Raw genomic sequence first — 23,617 nt, forward strand, 5'->3', positions numbered from 1 at the left:
GTAAGGAATGATCGTCCTTTCCGTGAACTTCACAGCAAAATATATGTAGAACATAAGCTTCATTTCTATACTTTGTTATATTTCGAAAAATATGTGTCAAAGTGACAAGTACCCATACCGAAATAAGTCCTATCCCATAGACTGAAAAAGGAATTGCTTGATTAGGGGGTTCTAGGTCCATTGTCAAAATTAAAAGGTATATTTAAAAGCTGTATTTCTTGTAAATCGTCTCAAAACACCAATCGGAAGCTAATAACACTCCAATCAGCTAAATCCTATAAACGCTGTCTTCGGCATCTCAAACAACTCGGAATTACCCCGTTCAAAACCGTCTCAAAAAGCCGAATCATCGGTTGTCATTTTCATAAAAACTCGTCTTTACAGTCACTCTTGAGTCTTCCGCAGGTTAAGCTTGTCGAAAAAGATTTCAAAATCCGCGCTCACGGCCTTCGCAATCATAATGCTAGGAAACACAGCTATGCAATGCCCCTGCTCACGCCAGCTACAATACCCGCAATTTTGCCATGGAACATTATTCGAGTAAAAGCACCCGAAGCATGGGCTACAACACGGGGAAAATCCATTAATGTCGCTATCCTCGACACAGGAATCGCCAATCATCCCGACTTGAATATCGCTGGCGGGATTAATACAATCAACGGCGGCTCTTACGCTGACGATAATGGTCATGGCACCCATGTCGCAGGCATCGTCGCAGCAGCGGGTAGAGCAGGCAAAACATTAGGTACCGCTCCTGAGGTGAATATATATGCAGTTAAAGCGCTGAATGAGGACGGAGAAGGATTTGTTTCGGATATTATTGAGGGTATCAATTGGTGTGTCAAAAACCGCATGAATGTCATAAATATGAGCTTTGGCGTGCTCGGCTCAGAAAGCAGCGATACGCTGCACAACGCAATAAAACGAGCAGCGAAGCAAGGCATCGTCATCGTTGCATCAGCCGGCAATGAAGGTCGTTCAAGCGGAGTAATCGATGAACCGGCATCTTTTAAAGAGACGATAGCGGTAGCGGCTACGACAAAAGCAAATAAAATAGCTACTTTCAGCAGCAGAGGCAGCGGGATCTCCGTTTCAGCTCCCGGCGAAAATATATTATCCACATGGCTTGGCGGTAAATACAAGAAGCTCTCCGGCACTAGTATGGCTTCCCCTCATGTTGCAGGCGGAGCAGCCTTGCTGCTTGCAGGAAGACCTGGACTTAGTCCCTACGCGTTAAAAACAAGGCTGCAAAAAAAAGCGCTCAAGCTGAACAATTATAGTTCGCTTGCACAAGGTGCTGGATTCATGCAGCTTGATCATATTTTTAAAGCTTAATAGAATGCCAAAACGGCTTGCCGTCCAGTTATGCTGGGCAGCCAAGCCGTTTATGATTGATTCTCATTTGGGTTTGCAAGGTCGTTTTTCTCTTTGCATCGATGACAAATGCCTTGAAAATCAAGGCGATGATCGAGCACAAAAAATCCGTATTCCAGCTCTAGCCTCTCTTCTAAAGGCAATAGCCAGTCTTCCTTGATTTCATCCATAGTTCCACATTGTACACATATGAGGTGATGGTGGTGATGTTTATTGCTGTCCGTACGAAGATCGTACCGCGCTACCCCGTCGCCAAAGTTCAATTTTTCGACAACATGCATTTCACTAAGCAATTCCAATGTCCGATAAACCGTTGCAAGTCCGATTTCTGGAGCTTTATCCTTAACTAGCATAAATACATCTTCAGCGCTAAGATGGTCATCTTCATTTTCAAGTAAAACTCGTACCGTTGCTTCGCGCTGCGGGGTTAATTTGTAGCCCTGCGACTGCAACTGTTGTTTAATCTTATCAATCCGGGCTTCCATGATTTCCCCCCTACCACATGACTGCGCCTTTTTCAGGAAAGGTTTCCTCTCATTATAGGGGCTAACATGCCGTAAAGTCAAACATTTTGGTGTCAGATTGTGGCGCTAACGGACGCGAGAAGGGGCGAAACCCAACTGATTAATGTTGGTGAAATATAAGCCTCTAACAAAGCTGCTCCTGCAAAAAGAAATAGCATCAGCACAGCTGTCGATGTAAACGAGCCCAGCTCAGGTGCAAGTTCCCCCTTTTGCCGGAGGAGCCTATTTTTGATAACGAACATGGAAAAAGATATTGCAGCAGCACTCATTATAACCATTGCTGGTATTGCAATAATATTCTGAGGCGCGATAGAGACCAGCGAAAACAGTACTCCCTTCCAGGCATATTGATTGATCAGCGTCCCTACCGAAAACCCAACTAATGCCCCTTTCAAGAAATTAAGCGCGAGCACTCCCGGTATGCCAATCACCGTAATTCCGAGCAGCCATAGTACAAGCAGCCACTTGCTATGGAAAAAAAACCGATCCCAAAACGAATCCGCAGCTCCAGAACCGATGCCCTGATTGATCAGTTGAACATATTGATCTACATCTTGAGCAAGATCCTGCTGCTGCTCCAGCGTCAGTGCATTGACCATCAATGCGCCGAAGATGACACCTACGATAAAAAGAACCGACACAAAAACGTATAACGACAATTGATTTTTGGCCATGGTCACCGGACCTTTCGGAGTTGTTTGACCCCGCCCTAAAATTAGGGCCTTACTTTTAGATAGACCGCTACTTACTCAAAAGCTTTTCGAACCCACCCAAACCCTCCCTTCCAAGGGAGGGCCCCAAGGGTTGCACCCTCTGGACACCCGCAACTCGACTAACGTTGGCGATAATCTGAGTGGGTATGCTTGGCTTACTGTGGAGCGCTTTCGTCCCTGCGGGACACGCTGGAAGTTTGTGATTGCATGATGAATGTTTATCGTTTTAAGCTGCTACAATTCTTTTAAAACTTTTTAGATTCTTTTTAAATTCTTTTTAAATTCTTTTTAAATTCTTTTTAAATTCTTTTTAAATTCTTTTTAAATTCTTTTTAAATTCTTTTTAAATCATTTTAAAGAATAGCAGTAATGACTTTTTAGTATCGGCTTTTTAAATTAATAACTTTTCGAACCCACCCAAACCCTCCCTTCCAAGGGAGGGCCCCAAGGGTTGCACCCTCTGGACACCCGCAACTCGACTAACGTTGGCGACACTCTGTGCGGATATGCTTGGCTTACTGTGGAGCGCTTTCGTCCCTGCGGGACACGCTGGAAGCTTGTGATTGCATGATGAATGTTTATCGTTTTAAGCTGCTACAGATCTTCTTTTAAAACCTTCTAAAAACTAATAGCAATGATTTGTCGCTTAGTTTTTTATTTAGACTTTAGTTAGAACCCTTACAAACATACCCTTTCAGGGAGAGCCCTTGTTGCTCCCTCAGGTCACCAGTAACTCAACTAACGTTGGCGACACTCTGTGCTGGAACATATGGTTTAGGTGGAGCGCTTTCGTCCTTACTAGACACACCTGGAGATTGTCAGTTTCATTAGTTAGTTATTTAGTTTAGTTACAAACATATAGCCATTTAGTAGAAAATTTAAAGAAATTTCAATATTATTGAAAACCAAGTTTCGATTTTTGGGTGTTTTTTTATAATTCGCACTGATTAAAACAATATAAATTTTTACTCCTAGTAATTGAGATTGATCAATGAATAGATTAGTTTAAAACAATAATAATCCTTCGCTCTAGATGCTAACGGACATTAGATACCTTATTTAGCTTTTTTTCACCCTTTTTCTGATCTTACGGACATAGGATCTCTTATTTAGGTTTGAAAGCTTCGATTATGCTCCTTTTCATCCAAATAACGGAACTCATGTCCGTTATTTGTCTGTTTAGGTCGATTTCTTCACAAATAACGGCTTTCATGTCCGTTAAGAGCGCATTTCACGACGCAAAAGCAAAATAGATATACACAATGAACCTTGTAAGTATAAATACGAGAAGTACGTCCCCAAAAGTAAGAGAACCAACGCAAAACAAAAAACTTAGCACTCAAAAGCAAATATAATAACAATTAAATACAAAGAAAACAATAAGCCAAAATTATAAATATACAGCTTACGGTTCTGGAGTTCTGGAGTTCCACAGTTATACAGTTCTATGGTTCTAGAGTTCTAAAGTTCTAAAGTTCTTAAGTTCTTAAGTTCTTACGTTCTAGAGTTGTTGAGTTATTGAGTTATTGAGTTATTGAGTTATTGAGTTCTTGAGTTCTTGAGTTCTTGAGTTCTTGAGTTCTTGAGTTCTTGAGTTCTTGAGTTCTAGAGTTATAGAGTTCTGCAGTTCTACAGATCTATGGTTCTAGAGTTCTACAGTTACACAGTTACAATTGTACAAATTTACAGATTTAAAGAATTACAGTTCTCCAGATCCTCGGTCCCAGAATTCCAGAGATTGACTGCTCTATAGCTCTACAGATCAACCGTATCAGACTTCCAGAGTTCCAGAGTCCCACAGCTCGACTGTTCTAAAATTCTACAGCTCTACAGCACTATAGCTCTACAACTCTACATTCCTATAAATTTAAAAAATCAATAAATTACCCAAGGGGTTGTCTTACTTTTCATTATATGAGGGGTTTGAGAGAGGTATGACGGGTATGTTGTGGGAAGACAGGGTCGGTTAGAACCGACCTGTCAAAGAGTATAGTTTCCAAGCGTAGACGGCTAGGATCGTTTTGGCGTCACTAATACGGCCTTCTTGGATATAGGCTTCAGCTTGCTCGAGAGTGATGGCCTCAACCTTCAAGTCTTCATCATCGTCAGGGTTTATTACGCCCTGCTCCACTTTATCAGTGAAATAAATATATAGCTTCTCATCTGCAAACCCTGGTGATGTATAGAAAGCGCTTAGGAGAGTCAAATCATCAGAGCGGTACCCCGTCTCTTCTTCAAGCTCACGAGCTGCTGCTGTCATTGGATCTTCGCCTGGATCAAGCTTGCCAGCAGGAATCTCGATTTGGAATTTTTCCAGCGGCTTGCGAAATTGCTCCACTACTAGCAGCTTTCCATCCAAAAGCGCCATAACTGCTGCTGCTCCCGGGTGTTTGACGATTTCTCTTGTTGCGGTTCTGCCGTCTGCAAGCGTGACGGTATCAACCTGCAGCGTAATCATTTTACCTTCAAAAATAGGTTCTGTCTTAATCGTTTCCTCACGCCACAACTCAGCTCTTTGCTGCTCTTCCACTCGTATTCGCTCCTTAAAATTGAATTTTATTCTTTCGCATAACTTGTCCTGCCTCTGCATAACTATCATTATATCAAATCGACAGGGGAGATTAATATGAAACAATATGTTGCACTCAATCACTTGCGCTTAGTAGGAAAAGGCTGGGAAATAAAACATCAGCTGCGCAAGCTTTCGGCTTCATCCTTATCAAGAACACCCATGTCCGAATATACAAATGTCATCAGCGTTCGCCGTGTTCCTTTGGAAAAAATGAATTAGTCATCTCATGGATGGATGCATGCATTTAGACAAAAACCCTCCTTCCGCGATCAGCCAAAACTGAGCCGCAGGATCGAAGGGCTTTCTGTCATTTTACGGCATGGCCAATCGAAGCTATTGCTTCTTAGAACCTCCGCTAATCCTATTATGCTTCAGACGCTTGTTTAATAATTTCAACGACAAGCTCAGTCGTTTTCACCAAATCATCAACCTTGATCTGTTCTTTCGTCGTATGAATATGCTCATAGCCAACAGCTAGATTGACTGTAGGAATGCCTAAGCCGTTAAAAATATTTGCATCGCTTCCCCCGCCTGAATGGAATGTACGCGGTGTACGGCCGATTGCTGTGATTGCTTTTTTGGCGAGCTGTACTACTGGATCTGCATCATCGTACTGATAAGCAGGATAAATGATTTCACTTTCAAGCTCTCCCCGTGCACCAAACTCTTCTGCAGCACTCTCAACCGCATTTCGCATCGCAACAATCTGATTGTCCAGCTTATGCTGTACAATGCTTCTCGCCTCAGCATACAGCGTCACAAAATCACACACAATATTTGTAGCGCCGCCGCCCTCGAATCGGCCGATATTCGCCGTTGTTTCTTTATCTATACGCCCAAGCGGCATTCTTGCAATTGCTTTTGCAGCAACTTGAATTGCACTGATCCCATCCTCAGGATTAACGCCAGCATGTGCTGAACGACCATACATTTTGATCGTAACTTTCGCCTGTGTCGGCGCTGCTACTGCTATATCACCAACGGCGCCATTCGAATCAAGCGCGTATCCAAACTTAGCTTCCAGCTTCGATGCATCAAGTGAGCGTGCGCCAAGTAGACCAGATTCTTCTCCTACCGTAATGACGAATTGAATGCGTCCATGCGGAATGGACTGCTCCTTAACGACACGGATGGCTTCAAAAATGGCAGAAATGCCTGCTTTATCATCAGCGCCAAGAATAGTTGTTCCATCGCTTCTTATATAACCATCAGCGTCAAGCTGCGGCTTGATGCCAACACCAGGTGTTACTGTGTCCATGTGGCATGTAAAAAAAATCGTTGGTGCTGATGCTGATGCTCCCTCTGCTTCCCACATTGCAAACAAATTCCCTGCGCCATGCCCGGTCTTAGCTGCTGCATCATCTTCGCTAATTTGCAAGCCAAGCGCTTCGAACTTTTGCTTTAGCACACGGCTTATTTCCTGCTCATGTTTTGTTTCGCTATCTATCTTCACCAATTCCATAAATTCATTCACTAAACGATCTTTTGTAATCATTAACGTTTCCTCCGTCCATAACTTTCGTATACAATAGAGTAAATGACAAGCTCATAGCAAGCTATGACGTTCCAAATCAAGAAAGGGGTTTTTCATATGCGCAGACAGCGATTGATCCGAATTGTTGCCATCGTTCTCGTATCGGCATTAGTTTTATCATCCTTGCTAGCTGGTCTTGGATCACTATTTCTTTACTAGATCCAATTCACATCTGAATTCTTTCACAAAATGAGGGAGCAATTGGTTCGCCGCTTCCTCAACCGATAAATCAAGTCCTGTTAAATCATTAAAGGATGTTACGCCGAACTGCTGGATACCGCAAGGAATAATCCCACTAAATCCTTCTTCGGCAATGCCTGATTTAATATTGAGAGCGAATCCATGACTCGTAATAAAGCCCCGCTGATGGCGGGCTTTATTAAATTTTACGCCTATAGCCGCTATTTTCAGATCACCGACCCATACTCCTGTATATTCCGGCTTTCTGCCCGCTTCTATACCATACTCGCTCAGCCAATTAATAATGACCTGCTCAAGGCTCCGCAAATAGGCATGCAAATTAAGGCCTACTGCATCTAGATAAAGAAGTGGATAGCCGACCAGCTGACCAGGGCCATGATAAGTAATATCCCCGCCGCGATCGATTTGATAAAAAGCGATACCTCGTTCCTTAAGCTCTGCCTCATCAAGCAGAAGGTGCTCAGGATGTTTGTCAGAACCCATCGTATACGTAGGCGGATGCTGAAGAAGGAGCAGCGACTGATTGCGCTCCTCCTTATCAATTTGCTTTATATATGTTTTTTGCAGCTCCCACGCTTCCGCGTAATCGAACATGCCTATATATTGGGCATCCAGCCGTCTCAAGCTTTTTGCGTTATCCGCTTCAGCCATGATCGTGCTCCCCTTTTCTAATACAATTTGCTTTCTAGATTAAAGCTCTCTAGATTATCCTTCACACGCTGTAAGAAACGACCACAAATAACGCCGTCCAAAATCCGATGATCAAGTGACAAACATAAGTTAGCCATTGAACGAACAGCGATCATATCATTTATGACAACGGGACGCTTCACAATGGATTCAAACGTTAGAATGGCAGCCTGCGGATAGTTAATAATCGGATATGACAAAATGGAACCGAAGGAGCCTGTATTGTTAACTGTAAACGTTCCGCCCTGCATATCAGACAGCGTCAGTTTACCTTCTCTCGTTTTACGAGCAAGCTCTTCAATTTCTTTGGCAAGACCGGCTACGTTTTTGTGATCAGCATTCTTGATAACAGGTGTAAGAACAGAATCCTCTGTGCCAACCGCCAGCGCGATGTTGATATCCCGCTTCACAATGATTTTATCAACAGCCCACATGGAATTCATGATTGGCACATCTTTAATTGCATTAACGACAGCTTTGAGCAGGAATGCCAAATACGTCAAATTAATGCCTTCGCGCTTCATGAAATCATCCTTAAGCTTATTGCGCAGAAGAACAAGATTCGTTACATCTACTTCAATCATAGTCCATGCATGCGGTATTTCACTTACGCTTTGTCTCATGTTGCGAGCAATCGTATTCCGAATTGGCGTTACATCAATGAAGCTATCACCACGACCAGCTCCCGATGCACCTTCCACTTCGATTTTCGGGAATCTTGGCGTTTCTGTCAAATGCAGACCAGAAGAACGAACCTGCGCAGCAGCATCTACAGTTCGGGCTGCAGGCACAGCAGCATTCCCGCTAGAAGCTTGATTTCCACCAGCTGCTACAAAGGCAAGAACGTCTTTACGTGTGATTCGTCCGCCTAAACCGGTTCCTGGAACATCGGTAAGACGAATAGAGTGTTCAGCTGCCAGCTGCTGTACAGCCGGTGAGAAACGATTGCGCATAGGAGCGTCTTGCAAATCTATTTCACTTACTTGTGTGTTTGTTGCCTCTTTTGGTGCAGCCGTCTGGGATTCCGCAGCCCCGATTCCGGCATCCTCAGCAGAACCTTCTGTTTCAATTATGCAGATTGGAGTGCCGACTGGAACGGTCTCCCCCTTGCCAACAAGGATACGAACAAGCTTGCCGGCTACAGTGGAAGGCAGTTCAGCATTCACTTTATCTGTAATAATCTCGCAGACAGGCTCGTAAACATCAACCCAATCTCCAGGCTGCTTCAGCCATTTATCGATGGTAGCTGATACAAGTGATTCTGCTAGTTGAGGCACGACGATTTCCGTCATAGTTTTCATAATTCACATCTCCCTACTGGCCGAGGCGTAAACGGCTACCGCCGTCCTTCGGCGGCGCAGCATACGTTTCGCGGTGACATATAAGCTTAGTACTTTAGACTTCTTATATTTTAATAAAGCGCTAGCTGTCGCATTGCTTCTTTAACTTTATCTTTGTTGAGCATAAAAAACTTCTCGCCCGGCGGGTTGATAGGCATCGCTGGCACGTCTGGTCCACATAGTCTCATAATTGGCGCATCAAGCTCATAAAGCAGCTCTTCTGCGATGATCGCTGAGACTTCTGCACCTACGCCGCCAGTCTTATTGTCCTCATGGATAATAAGCACCTTGCCTGTTTTTCTCACCGCTTCAAGAATGCCTTCTTTGTCCAGAGGCTGAAGCGTCCGTAGATCGAGAATATGAGCGCTAATGCCCTCAGTCGCTAGATCTGCTGCCGCCTGCTCCACAAAATGAAGAGGCAAACTATAACCGATAACCGTAATGTCCTCGCCTTCGCGAAGAACATTCGCTTTGCCAATAGGAACAATATAGTCCTCTTCTGGAACTTCATCCATAATGAGCTTGTAGCATTTTTTATTCTCAAAAAATAATACAGGGTCCGGATCACGCACAGCTGCTTTTAGAAGCCCTTTCGCATCATAAGCACGGTATGGAGCAACAATTTTCAGACCAGGTGTACCGAAAAATACCGATTCCGTACATTGTGAATGGTACAGTCCTCCAAAAACACCGCCGCCAATAGGAGCGCGAATTACAAGCGGGCAAGTCCAATCATTGTTCGAGCGATAACGGATTTTGGCCGCTTCGCTAATAATTTGATTGGTAGCCGGAAACATAAAATCTGAATACTGCATTTCAGCAATGGGCTTCATGCCATACATTGCTGCGCCGATTGCAACACCTGCAATGGCTGATTCTGCAAGCGGAGTATCAAGAACACGATCCTCGCCAAATTGCTCCAACAATCCTTTGGTCGTTGTAAAGACGCCGCCTTTGAGACCAACATCTTCACCCAGAACGAAGACATCTTCGTCTCGTTCCATTTCTTCCTTCATCCCTTGGCGAATTGCATCAATATATTCAATAACTGCCATTATTCCGTACCTCCTTCATCAGCATCATCCGCATAAACGTGCAGCAATGTAGATTCCGGCGTCGGGAACGGCGCTTTATCGCCATATTCAGTAGCCTCGTCAAGCATCTTGCGAATTTTGGCTTGAAGCTCAGTTTCAAGCTCCTCCGACCAAATCTCGCAATCAATCAGATATTGCTTATATTTTGGGATGCCATCTTTCGCACGATTGGAATCAACTTCTTCCTTCGTACGATAAGCGAGATCGTTATCTGAAGTAGAGTGTGGTGAAATACGGTACATCATTGCTTCAATCAATGTTGGACCTTCGCCTGCAATTGCGCGCTCACGCGCCTCCTTCACAACACGGTACATCTCAAGCGCATCGTTACCGTCAACCTGATATCCAGGGAAGCCATAACCAAGTGCACGGTCGGCAACCGTACCTGCTAATTGCTTGTGAATAGGAACTGAGATTGCATATTGGTTATTTTCGCACATGAAAATAACAGGCAGCTTATGTACTCCAGCAAAGTTGCAGCCCTCATGGAAATCGCCTTGATTGCTCGAACCTTCACCAAATGTAACAAAGCTAACAAGAGGCTTGTTTTTCATTTTTGCCGCAAGCGCTATGCCTACTGCATGAGGAACCTGCGTTGTTACTGGACTTGAGCCCGTTACGATTCGCAGCTTCTTCGAGCCAAAGTGGCCAGGCATCTGGCGTCCGCCGCTATTCGGATCTTCCGCTTTGGCGAAAACCGACAGCAACAAATCACGCAGTGTCATACCAACAGAGAGCACGAAGCCATAGTCCCGATAATAAGGTAAAAAATAATCTGTTTCTCGATTAAGTGCATACGCCGCAGCAACCTGTGCTACCTCTTGTCCTACACCTGATACGTGAAAATTGATTTTCCCTGCACGCTGCAGCAGCAGCATACGCTCATCAAACTTGCGAGCAGTCACCATCGTTGCGTACATATCAATTGCTTGCTCATCGCTAAGCCCTAATTCCAAATGACGAACATTTTGCCCAGTAGAAGCAGATTGGGTCATAAGGTGTTCCTCCTTTTGCGCGCTATTATAACCTGGTACTAAGACTTGATCATATATATTATAACTCCAATTGAACCAAAAAGAAAACAGTCTTCATTAGAACGATATCGCTCTATCATCTACGGCGAGCATCGCTTCTCCCAGCGCCTCTGAAAGCGTCGGATGAGGATGAATCATTTGGCCAACTTCCCAAGGTGTTGCATTCAGAATTCCAGCAAGTGCTGCTTCGGATATTAGATCCGTTGCGTGAGCTCCAATCATATGAACACCAACAATATCATTGGTCTTCCGATCAGCGATTACCTTGACGAATCCTTCTTTCTCTCCTAAAATAATAGCCTTGCCAATCGCTTGAAACGGAATTTTACCCGTCTTGATGTCATGCCCTTTCGCGCGTGCGCCATCTTCTGTCAAGCCGTAAGAAGCAATTTCCGGACGGGAATAGATGCACCTTGGTATCAAATGAGCCTCAATCGCTACGGGTTTCTCACCGCAAATATGCTCAGCAGCAATTAAGCCCTCATGCGCAGCAGCATGAGCGAGCTGAACACCGCCAATAACATCGCCAATGGCATAAATATGCGGCTCGCTCGTTTGACCGAACGCATTGACCTCGATCACACCGCCCGATGTGCGAACATCGGTATTTTCGAGACCCATGTTTTCCACATTCGCTTGTCGTCCTACGGATACCAATAGCTTTTCTGCTGTCAATATGACATCACCGTCTTGCGTAGCTGCAACGATAGACACTTCACCGTTCTCGCCTTTGTATTGATCGGTTTGCAGTTGAACGCCAGTCAGCACACGTACACCGCGACCACGCAGCACTCTTGTAAGCTCAGCTGAAACCTCTGTATCTTCACCAGGCAAAAGGCGGGAGCCCGCTTCTACCAAAATAACTTGAACGCCAAAATCATGCAAAAGTGAAGCCCATTCAACGCCGATTACCCCGCCGCCGACAATAATAACGGATTTAGGCAATTTGTCCATAATTAAAGCTTCATCGCTGGTCATTATATATTCGCCGTCTGGTGTTAAACCAGGCAATGTACGAGGACGAGATCCTGTAGCAATAATAAGATTAGTGGATACAACTGATTCCATTTCCCCGTCCGGCAGCTCTACGGCTAATGAACCACTTTTTGGAGAGAAAATTGAAGGACCGATGACTCTGCCCTTGCCTTGAATAATTTGAATGCCATTCTTTTTCATAAGGCTTTGAAGTCCACGATAGAGCTGCTCTACGGTTTGATCCTTACGCTCTTGCACTTTGCCATAGTTGAGCGATATCGCCCCATCAGCTACTTGGATGCCAAATGAGCTTGCTTCAAGCAGCGTTGAGTATACCTCAGCGCTCCGGAGCAGCGATTTACTCGGAATACATCCTTTATGTAAGCACGTCCCGCCAAGCTTGTCCATTTCGATAATGGCAACCGATTTTCCTAGTTGTGCAGCACGAATGGCTGCTGTATAACCGCCAGGCCCGCCTCCGAGCACTGCTACATCTACCTGTATAGCCATAAAATCATTCCCTTCTAATAACCATAACTATATACTTTTTTTGCCTATTCATATAACTCTCAAAGATGCCCATTCGCATTGTAACACGTCATCCATCCCTATTGTACCTGTTTTTAATGACGAAAACATCGTCGTTTTACGAAATAGACACTCTACACGTAAAAAGGTATGATAGAAGTAACTGTATATTTTGACCGATAAGGAGACACTGTATTTATGAAATTAGTTGCTGCTCGCTTTATTGCTATCCTCATGCTCGTTATTCCAGGCTTACTTGCTTGCTTCGGTTTTCTGAAAATGAAAGATTCGGTCTTCGTGTATTTTTCTGAATTCGGAAATGAAACCATTACGCCAGATTTTGAATGGCTCAAATTTTTACTTGGATTTATCATGTTCGCTGCGGGCGCTGGTTTTATCGCGGGCTGGACTTTTTTTCGCGACCGCAAACGGAACTACGTTGCTACTAGGTTTAAGCAGAAACGTCCCCGCCCGCCAAAACCACAAAGCTAATTTTATACAACAATCATAATTAAAACCGCTCATGTTCGGATCGTTTTGATCCTAGCTTGGCGGTTTTTTTGTATGATGAATTTGTGAAAAACTAGGTATAATCAACGTAATCAAGCATTTGCGCATACGCTTTTGGAACCATATAAGAAGCTGCCAGTTCCGTCTTATCAGACATAAGAAACATTCTAACGAGTGAGCTGCTCGTTTGCATGTAATGCGTGTATGGAGATAAATAAATCGTATCCGCCAACGTAGTATTACGAATATATTGCTCAAGCTGCAGTTCATATTCTAAATCAGTTGCATTCCTAATTCCCCGTATGACCACGTTAATATCATGCTCATTGATATAGTCAGCCACAATGCCTTCATAAGGAATAATATGGATCTTATCATCCTTTGGCACAGATAAAGCGACAAGCTCCGTACGCTGCTCAATCGTAAAATGATGTTTTTTCGATCGATTATTGGCGACTATAATATGAACCTCACTAAATAATTGAAAGGCTCTCTCTATAACGGACACATGCCCAAGTGTAATCGGGTCGAAACTTCCAGCGTAGACGGCTCTCATCCTGTCACCTCTCCTTATATATTTTACATAGCCATGATGCTTTCCAAAAAAAATTACAATTGTCCGCATTTCAATTTATGATCTCATCATACAACAACACTATTATGAAATTAACCAAAAGAAATGAGGTGCAATCATGAAAATTGTATTCGATGTTACCGTAGATGGAAAAGTAAAAGAGACAATCCAGCCACAAACGCAGCGCCTAAAAGAAATTCATAGCTTTATAAAAGCAGAATCGCATGGTTTAATCAAGAAATATGGCAGCAACGTTTATTTAAACCGCAGAGTTGTTTACAACTGAGGCATCCTTGATGGCCTTTTTTTTTTGAAAAAACCCATTTTATCTTCAATTTTCAACTCCTCCAAGCCCGGTACCCACTTAACACACATCCATATCTGTTTTTGATTAATCAGATCAATTGTAGGACATCCTCAGCATATAGAAAACTTTTCACCATACGCCAATAAACATTTTGAATCAATGATATCGTATCCTATGCTGCATCCCTTCCGCTAGGGCTGATTTGTTTGCACTTCTAAGGGATGGTACACTACTTGGATATGTTTAAATAAATGGAGGTCATCACCTATGAGTCGACGGAAGCTACATGACAGACTCAAGTTAAAAAAAATCGAAACCCAGCATGGCGAGCAGTTCAACAATTTATTGCGCTATGTTTTTCAAGTCACTAATCGAGATTTACAAACCTTTGGCTGGGAAAACAGAGAGATCGCAAAGGCCAAACTTCCCGTCCTTCAGTATGCCGATGTTCAAGGATGGTTTGATGGCGATAAACTTATATCTCAGCTTGCTGTATATCCCTTTCAGGTCAACATCTACGGACATATTTATGAAATGGGGGGACTGACAGGTGTCGGAACCTATCCCGAATATGCCAATTTGGGCTTGATGAATAAACTCATGCTGCTTGCCTTAAGCAAAATGCGTGAGCGTAAGCAATCGATCTCTTACTTATATCCCTACTCCATCCCTTACTACAGGCGTAAAGGCTGGGAGATCATTTCCGATAAAATTTCTTTTGAGGTTCCGGACACTCAGCTGCCTAAGCTAAAAAACGTACCTGGTCATGTTGAACGTGTAACCATCGAACATCCGGACATCAAAACAATATATGAGCAATTTGCCCGCTTGCACCATGGTGCAATGCTGCGAAACGAGCTCGCTTGGGAAGAGTACTTGCGCTGGGATTTAGATGATATGACCGTAGCGATCTATTACGACAATAACGACTCACCTATGGGGTATTTGCTGTATTGGATTGCTGAAGAGATCTTTCACATGAAAGAAATGATCTATATTAACGAAGAGGCACGCACTGGATTATGGAACTTTGTCAGTGCCCATTTCTCAATGATTACGCTTGTAAAAGGGGATATCTATCAGGATGAGCCTCTTGCATTCATATTGGACGACGGGGATATTAAAGAAACCATTGCTCCTTATTACATGGCACGAATTGTAGATATCGTATTGTTCATCGAGCAGTATCCATTTGAAAAGCAGGAAAAGGAAAGCCGACTCGTTATCAATCTCCATGATCCTATGCTTGAATGGAATCAAGGAACCTTCACCCTAACGGTAGACACAAACGGAAAAGGCCATATGACCCATGGCGGCATCGCACCATCGGTAGTTATCGACATTCCTGCTTTAACGACGATGTTAATGGGTTACAAGCGGCCAACCTATCTTGCACGTATTGGCCGTATGCAGGCTGATGACGCGTCCATTCGAAAACTGGAACAATTGATTAATCAGGAGCGTCCGTATTTCTCTGATTATTTCTGATTAAGTGAATTTCGTTTTGTTCCCCCAAATATTGCAACTGAATTAATCAAAACAACCACTGATCAAAAGATCAGTGGTTGTTTATTGCTATGATTCTTTCTAAAAACTTATATGATATTTCTTCTTAGCCAGCATAATTAAATGATTAATAAGATAAATATATTTTCGAATTCTCAATTGAATTAATTTTACCATCTATCAACGCCATTGCAGAACGTAATGGAATGTAATAATAGCCTTCAGCTTTAATAGCTTTTACACCAGTATATTTATCATTTAATAAAATCTTTTTGTCATTTGTCGATATTTTAATTATTATCTTATCTTTCTTTAAAATTACATTTCCTACTTTATCTAGCTCAATACTAAAGTTAAAAGAATTCGAAAAATCCCTAACAGAGATGTAACTTGAATTTTTGACGCTAATTAGTTGGCTATTAAGATTCATATATTGGTTGTTAACATATAAATTTAAATCTAGATAAGTGAATACTTCGCCATCAATTGTATAGCGGTTACAATCCCAGTTACGTTCGTAATAATTATAATATGTATCAGTTGATTTATAAGTATCTTTTAGCTTTATACAATGTGGAGCTGGAGGATATTCATTACTTATAACTTTCACCTTAGTAATTTTGGTAGAAGTGCTGGAAACGTTTGTACTTTTATTGCTTGATCCACCATTATGATAATGATAACCAGAGCATAAACCTTTGGACTTAGATTTTGCTGAACAATTATGTCCTCCATTACTATCCGTACGACCTGAGTGAGCTGAAGTAAGTGTAGGCATTACTACTAATAAAAAAAGAATGAATGATAATATAATTCCTAAGCTTTTTTTCATGAAATTTCCTCAATCCTCCCAGAATAATAAATCCTTCTTTTCAATTTCCATTTCAAAGATTTTAATCTTAGCTATTGTTTAAAAAAACTTAAAATAGCACCTCCATACTTTTCAACCTTAACCTTCCCAAATCCCTTTACCTCCAATAGTTCCTCTTCTGATCTTGGATATTTGGAAATAATATCTTCCAATTCATTGTTATTAAAAATATAATACGCTTTCACATTTTCTTCTCTAGATGTTTTCAATCTGTATGCCATCAATTCTTCTCTTAAAATCTGATCATTTTTTCTTGCATAAGTATCATCTGAAATTTGGTATTTTATAATTAAATCCATTTCAATTGGAGAATTTACTTTGATAAGCAGATTCGCAATATCGAGCATTTCCTTCTCGCCCAAATCGTACTGGTTCGATTTATCATTTTGATACTTTTCTAAAGTGGTTTTAATCTGATCGTACTTTATAAGAGTTTTCTCTACTTCTGCTGGACATTTATATTTCTTTATTATTGTTTTTGGGTTTGCCATAACAACTAGTGATAAGATAGGCATATTATTGATTTTTAGCTCTTTTGAAAGTAGATGTTTAAGTATATCAACATGTCTTTTATTTTGAGTTACCGGGCTATAGATTCCTTCTTTATATTCCTTCCCATACCGATTCTTAATCGTTCTAATAAAATTTCCATCCTGATCTATGTTTATATTTCCACTCAACTTTTTTGTTTCTAAAATACATGTAAATTTATTTGATATGACTACAAAATCAAGCTGTGCAACATAATCTTCATAAACAACTCTTACATCATGCAAGCAAATGATGGGGAGGAACGAATGCTTCAGTTCGAAATATACATTGTTCTCACCATCTAGCCCATATTTTAGTAGCTTAATGTCTTTCTCAATGTTATCTTTTTTATCTCCATCTGAAACCTTATTTAGCAGATCATTAAGATTTGCAAGTTGCAAACTATCCTTTGAAAAATCCTTAATGAATGTTGGATTTTGAATTGTTCTTTTTTGACCAAATAATATGTTTAATATAGACATACGCAGTTCTCCTTGATTATCAGTTTTTATAGATCGTTAGTAGGAATAGACTCTTTAAACATAGTTATATTATACCATATTTTATCCATAAATGAGTTTTATTGAATAAATTACTTTTAAACATGAAATAGGCTAAGAATTTAATTATTCAAGCACTATTCTTGCCTTACACTCTATGGAGAGAATTTAGCAGTAAGGAGACGATTAATAGAAAGAGTTAATTTTTCAACAAAAATAACACTACTATAAAGTCAAATAGGACAGATAACGCGTTCTTACGTTAGACTGTCCTTAAAAATCTTCAATTTGTTCAAGGTAATTGAATGGCTTTCTTACATCTTCCGCATCCTAAATAATGTTTTTTTTCTTCACACAATCCAAACCATTATAGATCACTTTCAACTACTTCTAAAAGAACGACACACGTGCTGCGATGTTCACTCATCTTTAACGCATTCGAAATAAGTCAATTTAAAAGAATCTTATAGATGAAATCATGGATATTTTTATCTTACTCATCTTCACTACCAACTTCCTTTGTTCCTCCACCGAAGTTCCAGCCTTTTGCCTCTATAAACTGAATGAAAGCATTTAAAAATTCATCATGATTAATGTCTTTTTCATCATTCGAGAAGACAACTCCATTAATCTCAATTCCTTTGTACATAGTTACCACCTCACCATTCAGAAATTATTATTAATCCTACGATCCTATTAGTTTCCTCAAAAAAAATCCACTCCTCTTTTGGGGTTTAAAGCCCAATAAAGCAGTGGATTTAAATCATATCGAATTTAAGATGACCTAGTTGAAAGTTATGAAGTTACACAATAACTAGATTACGGATAGTTATTAAAAACGAGTTTTCCTTTAACGATTCTCCCTTCTACGTTCAGCTAACTTTATGCTCAATCCTCAGCTTATCAGCCACCATCGCGATGAACTCGCTATTAGTAGGCTTTGATTTGCTGATGTTGATCGTGTAGCCAAACAAGTGAGAGATGCTGTCGATGTTGCCCCGTGTCCAAGCCACTTCAATGGCGTGGCGGATAGCGCGTTCAACGCGAGATGGCGTTGTTTTGAATTTTTCAGCAATCGCAGGATAAAGAGTTTTTGTGATCGCACCAAGAATTTCGATATTGTTATAAACCATCGTAATCGCTTCACGCAAGTACTGGTAACCTTTAATATGAGCAGGTACTCCGATTTCATGAATGATGCTCGTAATGTTGGCATCGAGGTTTTTCCCTTTAGGGATAGGAACGACGTTGGATTTCATTGAAGAGGAGCTAGTTGTGAAGCTGCCCGTTGAAGAGTATGTTGGGTTCCCAACAAGCTGACGAATACGATTAGCTAAAATATCCATGTCAAACGGCTTCAAAATATAATAGGAAGCACCAAGCTGTACCGCTTTTTGAGTAATGTTCTCTTGGCCGAAAGCAGTCAGCATAATGATCTTGGGCATAGGAGATAGGTTAATTTCTTTCAACCGTTCAAGTACACCTAGTCCATCCAAATGAGGCATAATAATATCAAGGATAAGCACATCAGGAACTTTTCTTGCTTCCTCCAGATGTCTTAAAACCTCTTCTCCATTATACGCGACTCCACTCACACTCATATCACTTTGTTCGGATATGTATTCCGATAACAAGTTAGTAAATTCCCGGTTGTCATCTGCTAATAATACTTCGATCTTATGCAAGTTGTGGTCCTCCCTTAAATGATATTCATGATTTCGCTCACTAGTTGTCTAATCTAAAGTTTTCGACATGTGGAGTTCAATTCCTTCTGTCGAAAATTATTTTTCTTTATTTTTTTACGGGGATTCGATATAATAAAAAATTTATTACATGTACCGATGATGTTCGTTCTTCTTCGACAAATTTCATTGCTCATTTACGTATTGACGCGGTTTTTAGATAAAAGGATTTAATTAAAAATAACGCCCGCCTAAGCTGCTGTTCAGCTCAAGTGGGCGTTATTTTCTAATAGCAAGCCATTATGCAGCTTCGCCGATATGTCCATTTGCCGACTTCAGCAACACTCCTGCATCCTGCAGCATCCATTCGATAAAGCAACCATATCCTGAAGAGGGATCATTAACGAATACATGAGTGACAGCTCCAACTAATTTGCCATCTTGAATGATCGGACTACCTGACATCCCTTGAACGATACCCCCGGTTTTGCTTAACAATCTTTTGTCCGTTATCTTAATAACCAAACCTTTTGTTGCTGGACCAGATTGCTTTGATACATGCACAATTTCAATATCAAAGCGCTCAACCTTCTGTCCATTCACAACAGTCAAAATTTGCGCTGGCCCTTCCTTAACATCTTCAGCAAATGCGACAGGAACAGATTTATCACTGTAACTGTGAGTAGGAACTTCATTCATTTTGCCGAAAATGCCAAACGGAGTGTTTCGCTCAACATTGCCTAATATTTTGCTTTCTTTCACAAAATGCGCTCTTTTTTCTCCCGGCTCGCCATTTTGGCTTTTGTTAATGGACGTAACGCTGGACTGTAAAATCTGGCCTTCGCCAACATCAATAGGAGTTTGTGTGTCCATATCCGTGATAACATGGCCTAATGCTCCATAAACACCCTGATCTGGGGCATAAAACGTTAATGTACCTACGCCGGCTGCTGAATCACGGATATATAAACCTAACCGCCATGCCTTATCTTCCGCATCAAATACTGGATTTAAAAGCGTCTTGCCTAATTGCCCATCTCGCTTATAGGTTACTTCAAGCGGCTTCTTCTCATTGCCAGCCTTCTCACTTAGCTCCGCAATCCTGTTTACTTGATTAATGCTTGTACCATCAATCTTCACAATTAAATCGCCTAAACGCAGTCCTGCGGCCTCACCAGGGGATTGTTTCATGCCGTTGCTGCCAGCTACCTGATGATGTCCTACAACTAAGATGCCCGATGATTTAACTTTGACTCCAATCGTTTGACCGCCTGGAATGACACGGAGATCAGGTACAACATTAACCTTTACAGTCTTGAATGGAATTTTACCAAATAATTTCACTTTCATTTTCGTTTGACCGCTTTGACTCGACTGCAGTGACAGTGGTTCATTCAAATTTACGGATAAAGAATGACTGGTTGATCCGTTAATCTGAAGCATTTGAGGGTCGACCGTTACTTCAGCATGAACGGGCACTCCATATTGTAAACGTTTCAGTTGCCCGGAGAATAAACGAAGTTCATTCGGGATTGCGGCAAAATGTTGAAACGGGGTGGAGCTTCCGATCATGCAAATGAAGAAAACGAGAACCAGGCCAAACCATCGCTTCCTTTGACTGGAGTTCAATGATTTCACGCTCCCTGTATTTCCATCGCATGACGAAGAAGGATAAGTCGCCAATGGCGTACCTTTAAGTTACCCTCACCCGTTCGTTTTATGTCCACAAAAACATTCCCTAATTGGCTTCCATTACGCTCCTTTCTGTCTATGTGCCAAATCAAGCATTTCTTGTGCATGATTCCGTGTTTTTTCCGTTACTTCCACTCCGCCGAGCATACGTGCAAGTTCTTCTATACGAACAGCTTCAAGCAGTTCCGATACAGATGTAGAGGTACGCGAACCAATGACTTGTTTTCTTATTTCATAATGATGATCTGCCATGCAAGCAACCTGAGGCAAATGGGTTATAGAGAATACTTGGCACTTCGATGCAAGCTGTGACATTTTCTCTGCGATAGCCTGAGCAGCACGTCCGCTAACGCCTGTATCGACCTCATCAAAAATAAGTACAGGCACTTGATCAATTTCTGCGAAAATGCTTTTAAGGGCGAGCATAATTCGCGACATTTCTCCCCCAGAAGCAATCTTGCTTAACTGCTTCAACGGCTCTCCTGGGTTTGTAGAAAGCATAAAGATCGCTTCATCCATACCGTTACTATGCAAGCGAATCTGCTTTGTTTCACCTGCTCCTCCGACAGTCGTATCGATTTGCACACGAAACTTAGCCGCTGGCATTTGAAGCTGTCCTAGCTCATTCTCGATCGCTTCAGACAGCTTTGTCGCTGCATGCTCCCGAAGCTGTGACAATTCCTGTGCCAAAATCAGCGCTTGATCATAAAGCTTAATTTCCTCTGCTTTAAGTTCTTCAAGAAGTTGATCACGGTTCTCGATCTTGTCACGATCTACAATTGTCCTCTCTAAATAAGCAAGTATATCGGGTATTGTTTCCCCGTATTTGCGCTTCATACTATTTATTAAATCAAGTCTGTCTTCAACCTGCGAGAGCTGATCAGGATCAGACTCAATTCCATCTCGATAATCACGAAGCTGGAATGCAGCATCTTCAGCTTGATAAAAGGCAGATTGAAGTTGTTCAAGAAGTGGATTTAGTTTCGCTGCATCATAAGTTTGAATATCTATCAGCTTAGCTACTGCTTTGCTAACCATATCAAGCCCTTTGCCTCCATACAAAAGCGAATAGGCCTCCGACACGGCGTCCATTCTCTTCCCTGCATACAATAGCTTGCGCCTCTGCTCTGTTAGAAGCTCATCTTCCAACGGCTTAAGCTGCGCATTCGTAATTTCTTCAATTTGAAAACGATATAAATCAAGCATTTGCACATTGTGTCTAGTCGAATTTTCCAGCTCGCGCAAAGATGCTCTTGCCTGCTGCAGCTGTGAAAATATGGTCCGATATATTTGCTTCCGTTCAATTAGCAAATCTCCAGCGAATAGATCTAGCCACTCTAAATGCTGTTCTGTTCGAAGGAGTGATTGATGCTCATGCTGACCATGAATATTGACAAGGCATTCGCCAATTTCTCTTAGCATCGTCATTGTAACGAGCTGGCCATTCACACGGCTGCTGCTCTTACCATTTGCAGACAACTCTCTTCTTATTACTAACATCTCTTCACAGGATGCATGTACACCAAGCTTGTTCAGAACGATCCATACAGGATGATTTCGTGGAAGGTCAAATAAAGCTTCCATTTCAGCTTTATCACAACCATACCGTACCATGTCTGCGGAGCCTCTACCGCCGACCAGCAAGCTTAGCGCATCAATAAGAATCGATTTACCTGCTCCTGTCTCTCCTGTCAATACATGAAATCCATGATGAAATGTAACGTTTACTTCTTCAATTACCGCTAAATTCCTTATCGACAACTCACGCAGCATGGCTCTGACATCCTCCTTAGTTCAACAGCTCAAGTAATCGTTCTACTACTTCATTGCTTTGCTTCTTGGTTCTGCAAATCATCAAGATCGTATCGTCTCCGCAGATAGTACCCATTACTTCAGTCCATTCCATATTATCAACCAATGCACAAATGGTGTTCGCCGTCCCTGGCAAACATTTCATAACAACAAGATTATCTGTAAAGTCAATATGTACAAAATGGTCAAGCAACGCACGCTTGAGCTTATGAATAGGATTTTGCTTCTGATGCTCTTGCGGAATGGAATATTTATATTTCCCTTCACCTGCCGGCACTTTAATTAGCATTAATTCCTTCATATCACGTGATACGGTCGCTTGCGTTACTTGCATACCTGTTGTGCGAAGCGCTTCAACAAGCTCCTCTTGTGTCTCAATCACACTATTGCTAATAATTTCTTTGATTCGATATTGACGAAGCCCCTTCATAAAAAACCTCCATGAGTTATTGGTCTGCGATGTGAAACGTGACTTTGCGAATCAACTTCTCCCTTGCGTCCACGAATAAAATTCCATCGCATTCGGGCAAAAGCAGCGAATACACAAGCAAACGATCTCTTACACCGCTCGGCGACCAGTCAATTGGCATCCGGTCACGAGCAGTTTTCACTATATACGTGCAATTATTCATTTCCGCAATATAATCAATGTATAACCGGCTTCCCTTTCCAAGCGGCACATCATCAAGCTTGATTGGAATCGGAACTAAATGTTTTCCTGAAATTACTTCGTACCCAGCTTGCTCCAGCAACAATATATTCTCATCATCTACTGAAAGAGTACCGCCCTTGCCGAGCGTAAGCCGACTAACGCTTGCAGGCTCATGCAGCCAGCGGTGAAACACTCTGAACAGCCACAATACGAACAAACATCCAGCGACAAGCATGATCGCCCAATCACCATAGGTTCCCATCAGCATCCCCCATTCGCAAATGGATTGTATACTTATTCGTTCGCTATGCTGGGGGCATTTTCCTGTTTATGTCGATTGCCGAACGTTTGTTTGCTTTTCTATAGTTTAACAAATGGAGCACTATGCTGTAAAGTAAAAA

The 23,617-nt window shown here is 41.8% G+C and carries 24 protein-coding genes; 6 read left to right on the forward strand and 18 right to left on the reverse strand.

Annotated elements, in window-relative coordinates:
• The first annotated feature begins 483 nt into the window (after nucleotides 1-483).
• Nucleotides 484-1,335 carry a S8 family peptidase gene (locus tag AC0VYE_RS20875; RefSeq protein ID WP_475442791.1) on the forward strand — a complete coding sequence of 284 codons (852 nt, stop codon included), beginning with the start codon at nucleotides 484-486 and terminating at the stop codon, nucleotides 1,333-1,335.
• Between the two features lie 50 nt (nucleotides 1,336-1,385).
• Here the strand turns inward: AC0VYE_RS20875 and fur are convergent, their stop codons facing one another.
• From fur to AC0VYE_RS20890, 3 genes are all read right to left on the reverse strand, one after another.
• Complete coding sequence (gene fur, locus AC0VYE_RS20880) at nucleotides 1,386-1,859, reverse strand: ferric iron uptake transcriptional regulator (protein WP_076271400.1); 474 nt, start codon at nucleotides 1,857-1,859, stop codon at nucleotides 1,386-1,388.
• A gap of 92 nt (nucleotides 1,860-1,951) precedes the next feature.
• A complete protein-coding gene (spoIIM, locus tag AC0VYE_RS20885; protein ID WP_339203331.1) occupies nucleotides 1,952-2,572 on the reverse strand; it encodes a stage II sporulation protein M in 621 nt (206 codons plus the stop codon).
• 2,005 nt (nucleotides 2,573-4,577) lie between these two features.
• Complete coding sequence (locus AC0VYE_RS20890) at nucleotides 4,578-5,147, reverse strand: NUDIX hydrolase (protein WP_372238966.1); 570 nt, start codon at nucleotides 5,145-5,147, stop codon at nucleotides 4,578-4,580.
• A gap of 90 nt (nucleotides 5,148-5,237) precedes the next feature.
• Here AC0VYE_RS20890 and mciZ point away from each other — a divergent pair, with 90 nt between their 5' ends.
• On the forward strand, nucleotides 5,238-5,402 hold the full coding sequence (mciZ, locus tag AC0VYE_RS20895) for a Z-ring formation inhibitor MciZ (RefSeq protein ID WP_144376708.1): 165 nt from the start codon (nucleotides 5,238-5,240) through the stop codon (nucleotides 5,400-5,402).
• 145 nt (nucleotides 5,403-5,547) lie between these two features.
• Here the strand turns inward: mciZ and AC0VYE_RS20900 are convergent, their stop codons facing one another.
• Nucleotides 5,548-6,678 (reverse strand): M20/M25/M40 family metallo-hydrolase, encoded by a 1,131-nt coding sequence (locus tag AC0VYE_RS20900; RefSeq protein ID WP_475442792.1) that lies wholly within the window; start codon nucleotides 6,676-6,678, stop codon nucleotides 5,548-5,550.
• Between the two features lie 96 nt (nucleotides 6,679-6,774).
• Between AC0VYE_RS20900 and prli42 the strand changes: the two genes are divergently transcribed.
• A complete protein-coding gene (gene prli42 / locus AC0VYE_RS20905; protein ID WP_161807522.1) occupies nucleotides 6,775-6,876 on the forward strand; it encodes a stressosome-associated protein Prli42 in 102 nt (33 codons plus the stop codon).
• On the opposite strand, the gene lipB is transcribed toward prli42, so the two are convergent.
• The 5 genes from lipB to lpdA all read right to left on the reverse strand — a co-directional run bounded on the left by lipB (nucleotide 6,862) and on the right by lpdA (nucleotide 12,561).
• Nucleotides 6,862-7,569: a lipoyl(octanoyl) transferase LipB gene (lipB, locus tag AC0VYE_RS20910; RefSeq protein WP_076267033.1), complete on the reverse strand. Its 708-nt coding sequence runs from the start codon at nucleotides 7,567-7,569 to the stop codon at nucleotides 6,862-6,864. The genes prli42 and lipB overlap by 15 nt on opposite strands.
• A 17-nt stretch (nucleotides 7,570-7,586) precedes the next feature.
• Nucleotides 7,587-8,909, reverse strand: a complete 1,323-nt coding sequence (locus tag AC0VYE_RS20915; RefSeq protein WP_475442793.1) for a dihydrolipoamide acetyltransferase family protein — start codon at nucleotides 8,907-8,909, stop codon at nucleotides 7,587-7,589.
• Between the two features lie 110 nt (nucleotides 8,910-9,019).
• Entirely contained in the window at nucleotides 9,020-10,003 is a 984-nt protein-coding gene (locus AC0VYE_RS20920) for an alpha-ketoacid dehydrogenase subunit beta (protein WP_475442794.1), read from the reverse strand.
• On the reverse strand, nucleotides 10,003-11,037 hold the full coding sequence (locus AC0VYE_RS20925) for a thiamine pyrophosphate-dependent dehydrogenase E1 component subunit alpha (protein WP_076267030.1): 1,035 nt from the start codon (nucleotides 11,035-11,037) through the stop codon (nucleotides 10,003-10,005). The genes AC0VYE_RS20920 and AC0VYE_RS20925 overlap by 1 nt, the downstream gene beginning before the upstream one ends.
• Nucleotides 11,038-11,133: 96 nt before the next feature.
• On the reverse strand, nucleotides 11,134-12,561 hold the full coding sequence (gene lpdA / locus AC0VYE_RS20930) for a dihydrolipoyl dehydrogenase (protein WP_475442795.1): 1,428 nt from the start codon (nucleotides 12,559-12,561) through the stop codon (nucleotides 11,134-11,136).
• Between the two features lie 216 nt (nucleotides 12,562-12,777).
• Here lpdA and AC0VYE_RS20935 point away from each other — a divergent pair, with 216 nt between their 5' ends.
• Complete coding sequence (locus tag AC0VYE_RS20935) at nucleotides 12,778-13,071, forward strand: DUF2627 domain-containing protein (protein WP_076267028.1); 294 nt, start codon at nucleotides 12,778-12,780, stop codon at nucleotides 13,069-13,071.
• A gap of 91 nt (nucleotides 13,072-13,162) precedes the next feature.
• Here AC0VYE_RS20935 and coaD read toward each other — a convergent pair whose 3' ends face one another.
• Nucleotides 13,163-13,645: a pantetheine-phosphate adenylyltransferase gene (coaD, locus tag AC0VYE_RS20940; protein ID WP_076267027.1), complete on the reverse strand. Its 483-nt coding sequence runs from the start codon at nucleotides 13,643-13,645 to the stop codon at nucleotides 13,163-13,165.
• 136 nt (nucleotides 13,646-13,781) lie between these two features.
• Here coaD and AC0VYE_RS20945 point away from each other — a divergent pair, with 136 nt between their 5' ends.
• Together AC0VYE_RS20945 and AC0VYE_RS20950 are read left to right on the forward strand one after the other, a co-directional pair.
• Nucleotides 13,782-13,949 (forward strand): mechanosensitive ion channel protein MscL, encoded by a 168-nt coding sequence (locus AC0VYE_RS20945; protein WP_144376707.1) that lies wholly within the window; start codon nucleotides 13,782-13,784, stop codon nucleotides 13,947-13,949.
• A 288-nt stretch (nucleotides 13,950-14,237) separates the two neighbouring features.
• A complete protein-coding gene (locus tag AC0VYE_RS20950; protein WP_076267026.1) occupies nucleotides 14,238-15,458 on the forward strand; it encodes a GNAT family N-acetyltransferase in 1,221 nt (406 codons plus the stop codon).
• A 145-nt stretch (nucleotides 15,459-15,603) separates the two neighbouring features.
• On the opposite strand, the gene AC0VYE_RS20955 is transcribed toward AC0VYE_RS20950, so the two are convergent.
• The 8 genes from AC0VYE_RS20955 to AC0VYE_RS20990 all read right to left on the reverse strand — a co-directional run bounded on the left by AC0VYE_RS20955 (nucleotide 15,604) and on the right by AC0VYE_RS20990 (nucleotide 23,478).
• On the reverse strand, nucleotides 15,604-16,308 hold the full coding sequence (locus AC0VYE_RS20955; protein WP_475442796.1) for a YHYH domain-containing protein: 705 nt from the start codon (nucleotides 16,306-16,308) through the stop codon (nucleotides 15,604-15,606).
• Nucleotides 16,309-16,379: 71 nt separating this feature from the next.
• Complete coding sequence (locus AC0VYE_RS20960; RefSeq protein WP_475442797.1) at nucleotides 16,380-17,360, reverse strand: NERD domain-containing protein; 981 nt, start codon at nucleotides 17,358-17,360, stop codon at nucleotides 16,380-16,382.
• A gap of 511 nt (nucleotides 17,361-17,871) precedes the next feature.
• The gene (locus AC0VYE_RS20965) at nucleotides 17,872-18,027 is read right to left on the reverse strand and encodes a hypothetical protein (RefSeq protein ID WP_179089764.1); all 156 of its coding nucleotides are present in this window, start codon (nucleotides 18,025-18,027) and stop codon (nucleotides 17,872-17,874) included.
• Nucleotides 18,028-18,250: 223 nt separating this feature from the next.
• Entirely contained in the window at nucleotides 18,251-19,063 is an 813-nt protein-coding gene (gene spo0A / locus AC0VYE_RS20970) for a sporulation transcription factor Spo0A (protein WP_076266965.1), read from the reverse strand.
• A 297-nt stretch (nucleotides 19,064-19,360) separates the two neighbouring features.
• On the reverse strand, nucleotides 19,361-20,689 hold the full coding sequence (spoIVB, locus tag AC0VYE_RS20975) for a SpoIVB peptidase (protein ID WP_076266964.1): 1,329 nt from the start codon (nucleotides 20,687-20,689) through the stop codon (nucleotides 19,361-19,363).
• A 123-nt stretch (nucleotides 20,690-20,812) separates the two neighbouring features.
• The gene (recN, locus tag AC0VYE_RS20980; RefSeq protein ID WP_475442798.1) at nucleotides 20,813-22,525 is read right to left on the reverse strand and encodes a DNA repair protein RecN; all 1,713 of its coding nucleotides are present in this window, start codon (nucleotides 22,523-22,525) and stop codon (nucleotides 20,813-20,815) included.
• A gap of 16 nt (nucleotides 22,526-22,541) precedes the next feature.
• Entirely contained in the window at nucleotides 22,542-22,994 is a 453-nt protein-coding gene (ahrC, locus tag AC0VYE_RS20985) for a transcriptional regulator AhrC/ArgR (protein WP_076266962.1), read from the reverse strand.
• Between the two features lie 16 nt (nucleotides 22,995-23,010).
• A complete protein-coding gene (locus AC0VYE_RS20990) occupies nucleotides 23,011-23,478 on the reverse strand; it encodes a hypothetical protein (protein WP_076266961.1) in 468 nt (155 codons plus the stop codon).
• Nucleotides 23,479-23,617 lie beyond the last annotated feature (139 nt).

It is taken from the genome of Pristimantibacillus sp. Z349TD_6, assembly GCF_056173205.1.

Excerpts from the sequence above, each read along its gene's own strand:
- ahrC (WP_076266962.1), bottom strand. The coding sequence starts at position 22,994 with ATGAAGGGGCTTCGTCAATATCGAATCAAAGAAATTATTAGCAATAGT.
- fur (WP_076271400.1), bottom strand. The coding sequence starts at position 1,859 with ATGGAAGCCCGGATTGATAAGATTAAACAACAGTTGCAGTCGCAGGGC.
- AC0VYE_RS20965 (WP_179089764.1), bottom strand. The coding sequence starts at position 18,027 with ATGTACAAAGGAATTGAGATTAATGGAGTTGTCTTCTCGAATGATGAA.
- AC0VYE_RS20945 (WP_144376707.1), top strand. The coding sequence starts at position 13,782 with ATGAAAATTGTATTCGATGTTACCGTAGATGGAAAAGTAAAAGAGACA.
- mciZ (WP_144376708.1), top strand. The coding sequence starts at position 5,238 with ATGAAACAATATGTTGCACTCAATCACTTGCGCTTAGTAGGAAAAGGC.
- AC0VYE_RS20950 (WP_076267026.1), top strand. The coding sequence starts at position 14,238 with ATGAGTCGACGGAAGCTACATGACAGACTCAAGTTAAAAAAAATCGAA.
- AC0VYE_RS20990 (WP_076266961.1), bottom strand. The coding sequence starts at position 23,478 with ATGGGAACCTATGGTGATTGGGCGATCATGCTTGTCGCTGGATGTTTG.
- AC0VYE_RS20915 (WP_475442793.1), bottom strand. The coding sequence starts at position 8,909 with ATGAAAACTATGACGGAAATCGTCGTGCCTCAACTAGCAGAATCACTT.
- coaD (WP_076267027.1), bottom strand. The coding sequence starts at position 13,645 with ATGAGAGCCGTCTACGCTGGAAGTTTCGACCCGATTACACTTGGGCAT.
- lpdA (WP_475442795.1), bottom strand. The coding sequence starts at position 12,561 with ATGGCTATACAGGTAGATGTAGCAGTGCTCGGAGGCGGGCCTGGCGGT.
- lipB (WP_076267033.1), bottom strand. The coding sequence starts at position 7,569 with ATGGCTGAAGCGGATAACGCAAAAAGCTTGAGACGGCTGGATGCCCAA.
- AC0VYE_RS20955 (WP_475442796.1), bottom strand. The coding sequence starts at position 16,308 with ATGAAAAAAAGCTTAGGAATTATATTATCATTCATTCTTTTTTTATTA.
- AC0VYE_RS20900 (WP_475442792.1), bottom strand. The coding sequence starts at position 6,678 with ATGATTACAAAAGATCGTTTAGTGAATGAATTTATGGAATTGGTGAAG.
- AC0VYE_RS20920 (WP_475442794.1), bottom strand. The coding sequence starts at position 10,003 with ATGGCAGTTATTGAATATATTGATGCAATTCGCCAAGGGATGAAGGAA.
- prli42 (WP_161807522.1), top strand. The coding sequence starts at position 6,775 with ATGCGCAGACAGCGATTGATCCGAATTGTTGCCATCGTTCTCGTATCG.
- AC0VYE_RS20875 (WP_475442791.1), top strand. The coding sequence starts at position 484 with ATGCCCCTGCTCACGCCAGCTACAATACCCGCAATTTTGCCATGGAAC.
- AC0VYE_RS20935 (WP_076267028.1), top strand. The coding sequence starts at position 12,778 with ATGAAATTAGTTGCTGCTCGCTTTATTGCTATCCTCATGCTCGTTATT.
- spoIIM (WP_339203331.1), bottom strand. The coding sequence starts at position 2,572 with ATGGCCAAAAATCAATTGTCGTTATACGTTTTTGTGTCGGTTCTTTTT.
- recN (WP_475442798.1), bottom strand. The coding sequence starts at position 22,525 with ATGCTGCGTGAGTTGTCGATAAGGAATTTAGCGGTAATTGAAGAAGTA.
- AC0VYE_RS20925 (WP_076267030.1), bottom strand. The coding sequence starts at position 11,037 with ATGACCCAATCTGCTTCTACTGGGCAAAATGTTCGTCATTTGGAATTA.
- AC0VYE_RS20960 (WP_475442797.1), bottom strand. The coding sequence starts at position 17,360 with ATGTCTATATTAAACATATTATTTGGTCAAAAAAGAACAATTCAAAAT.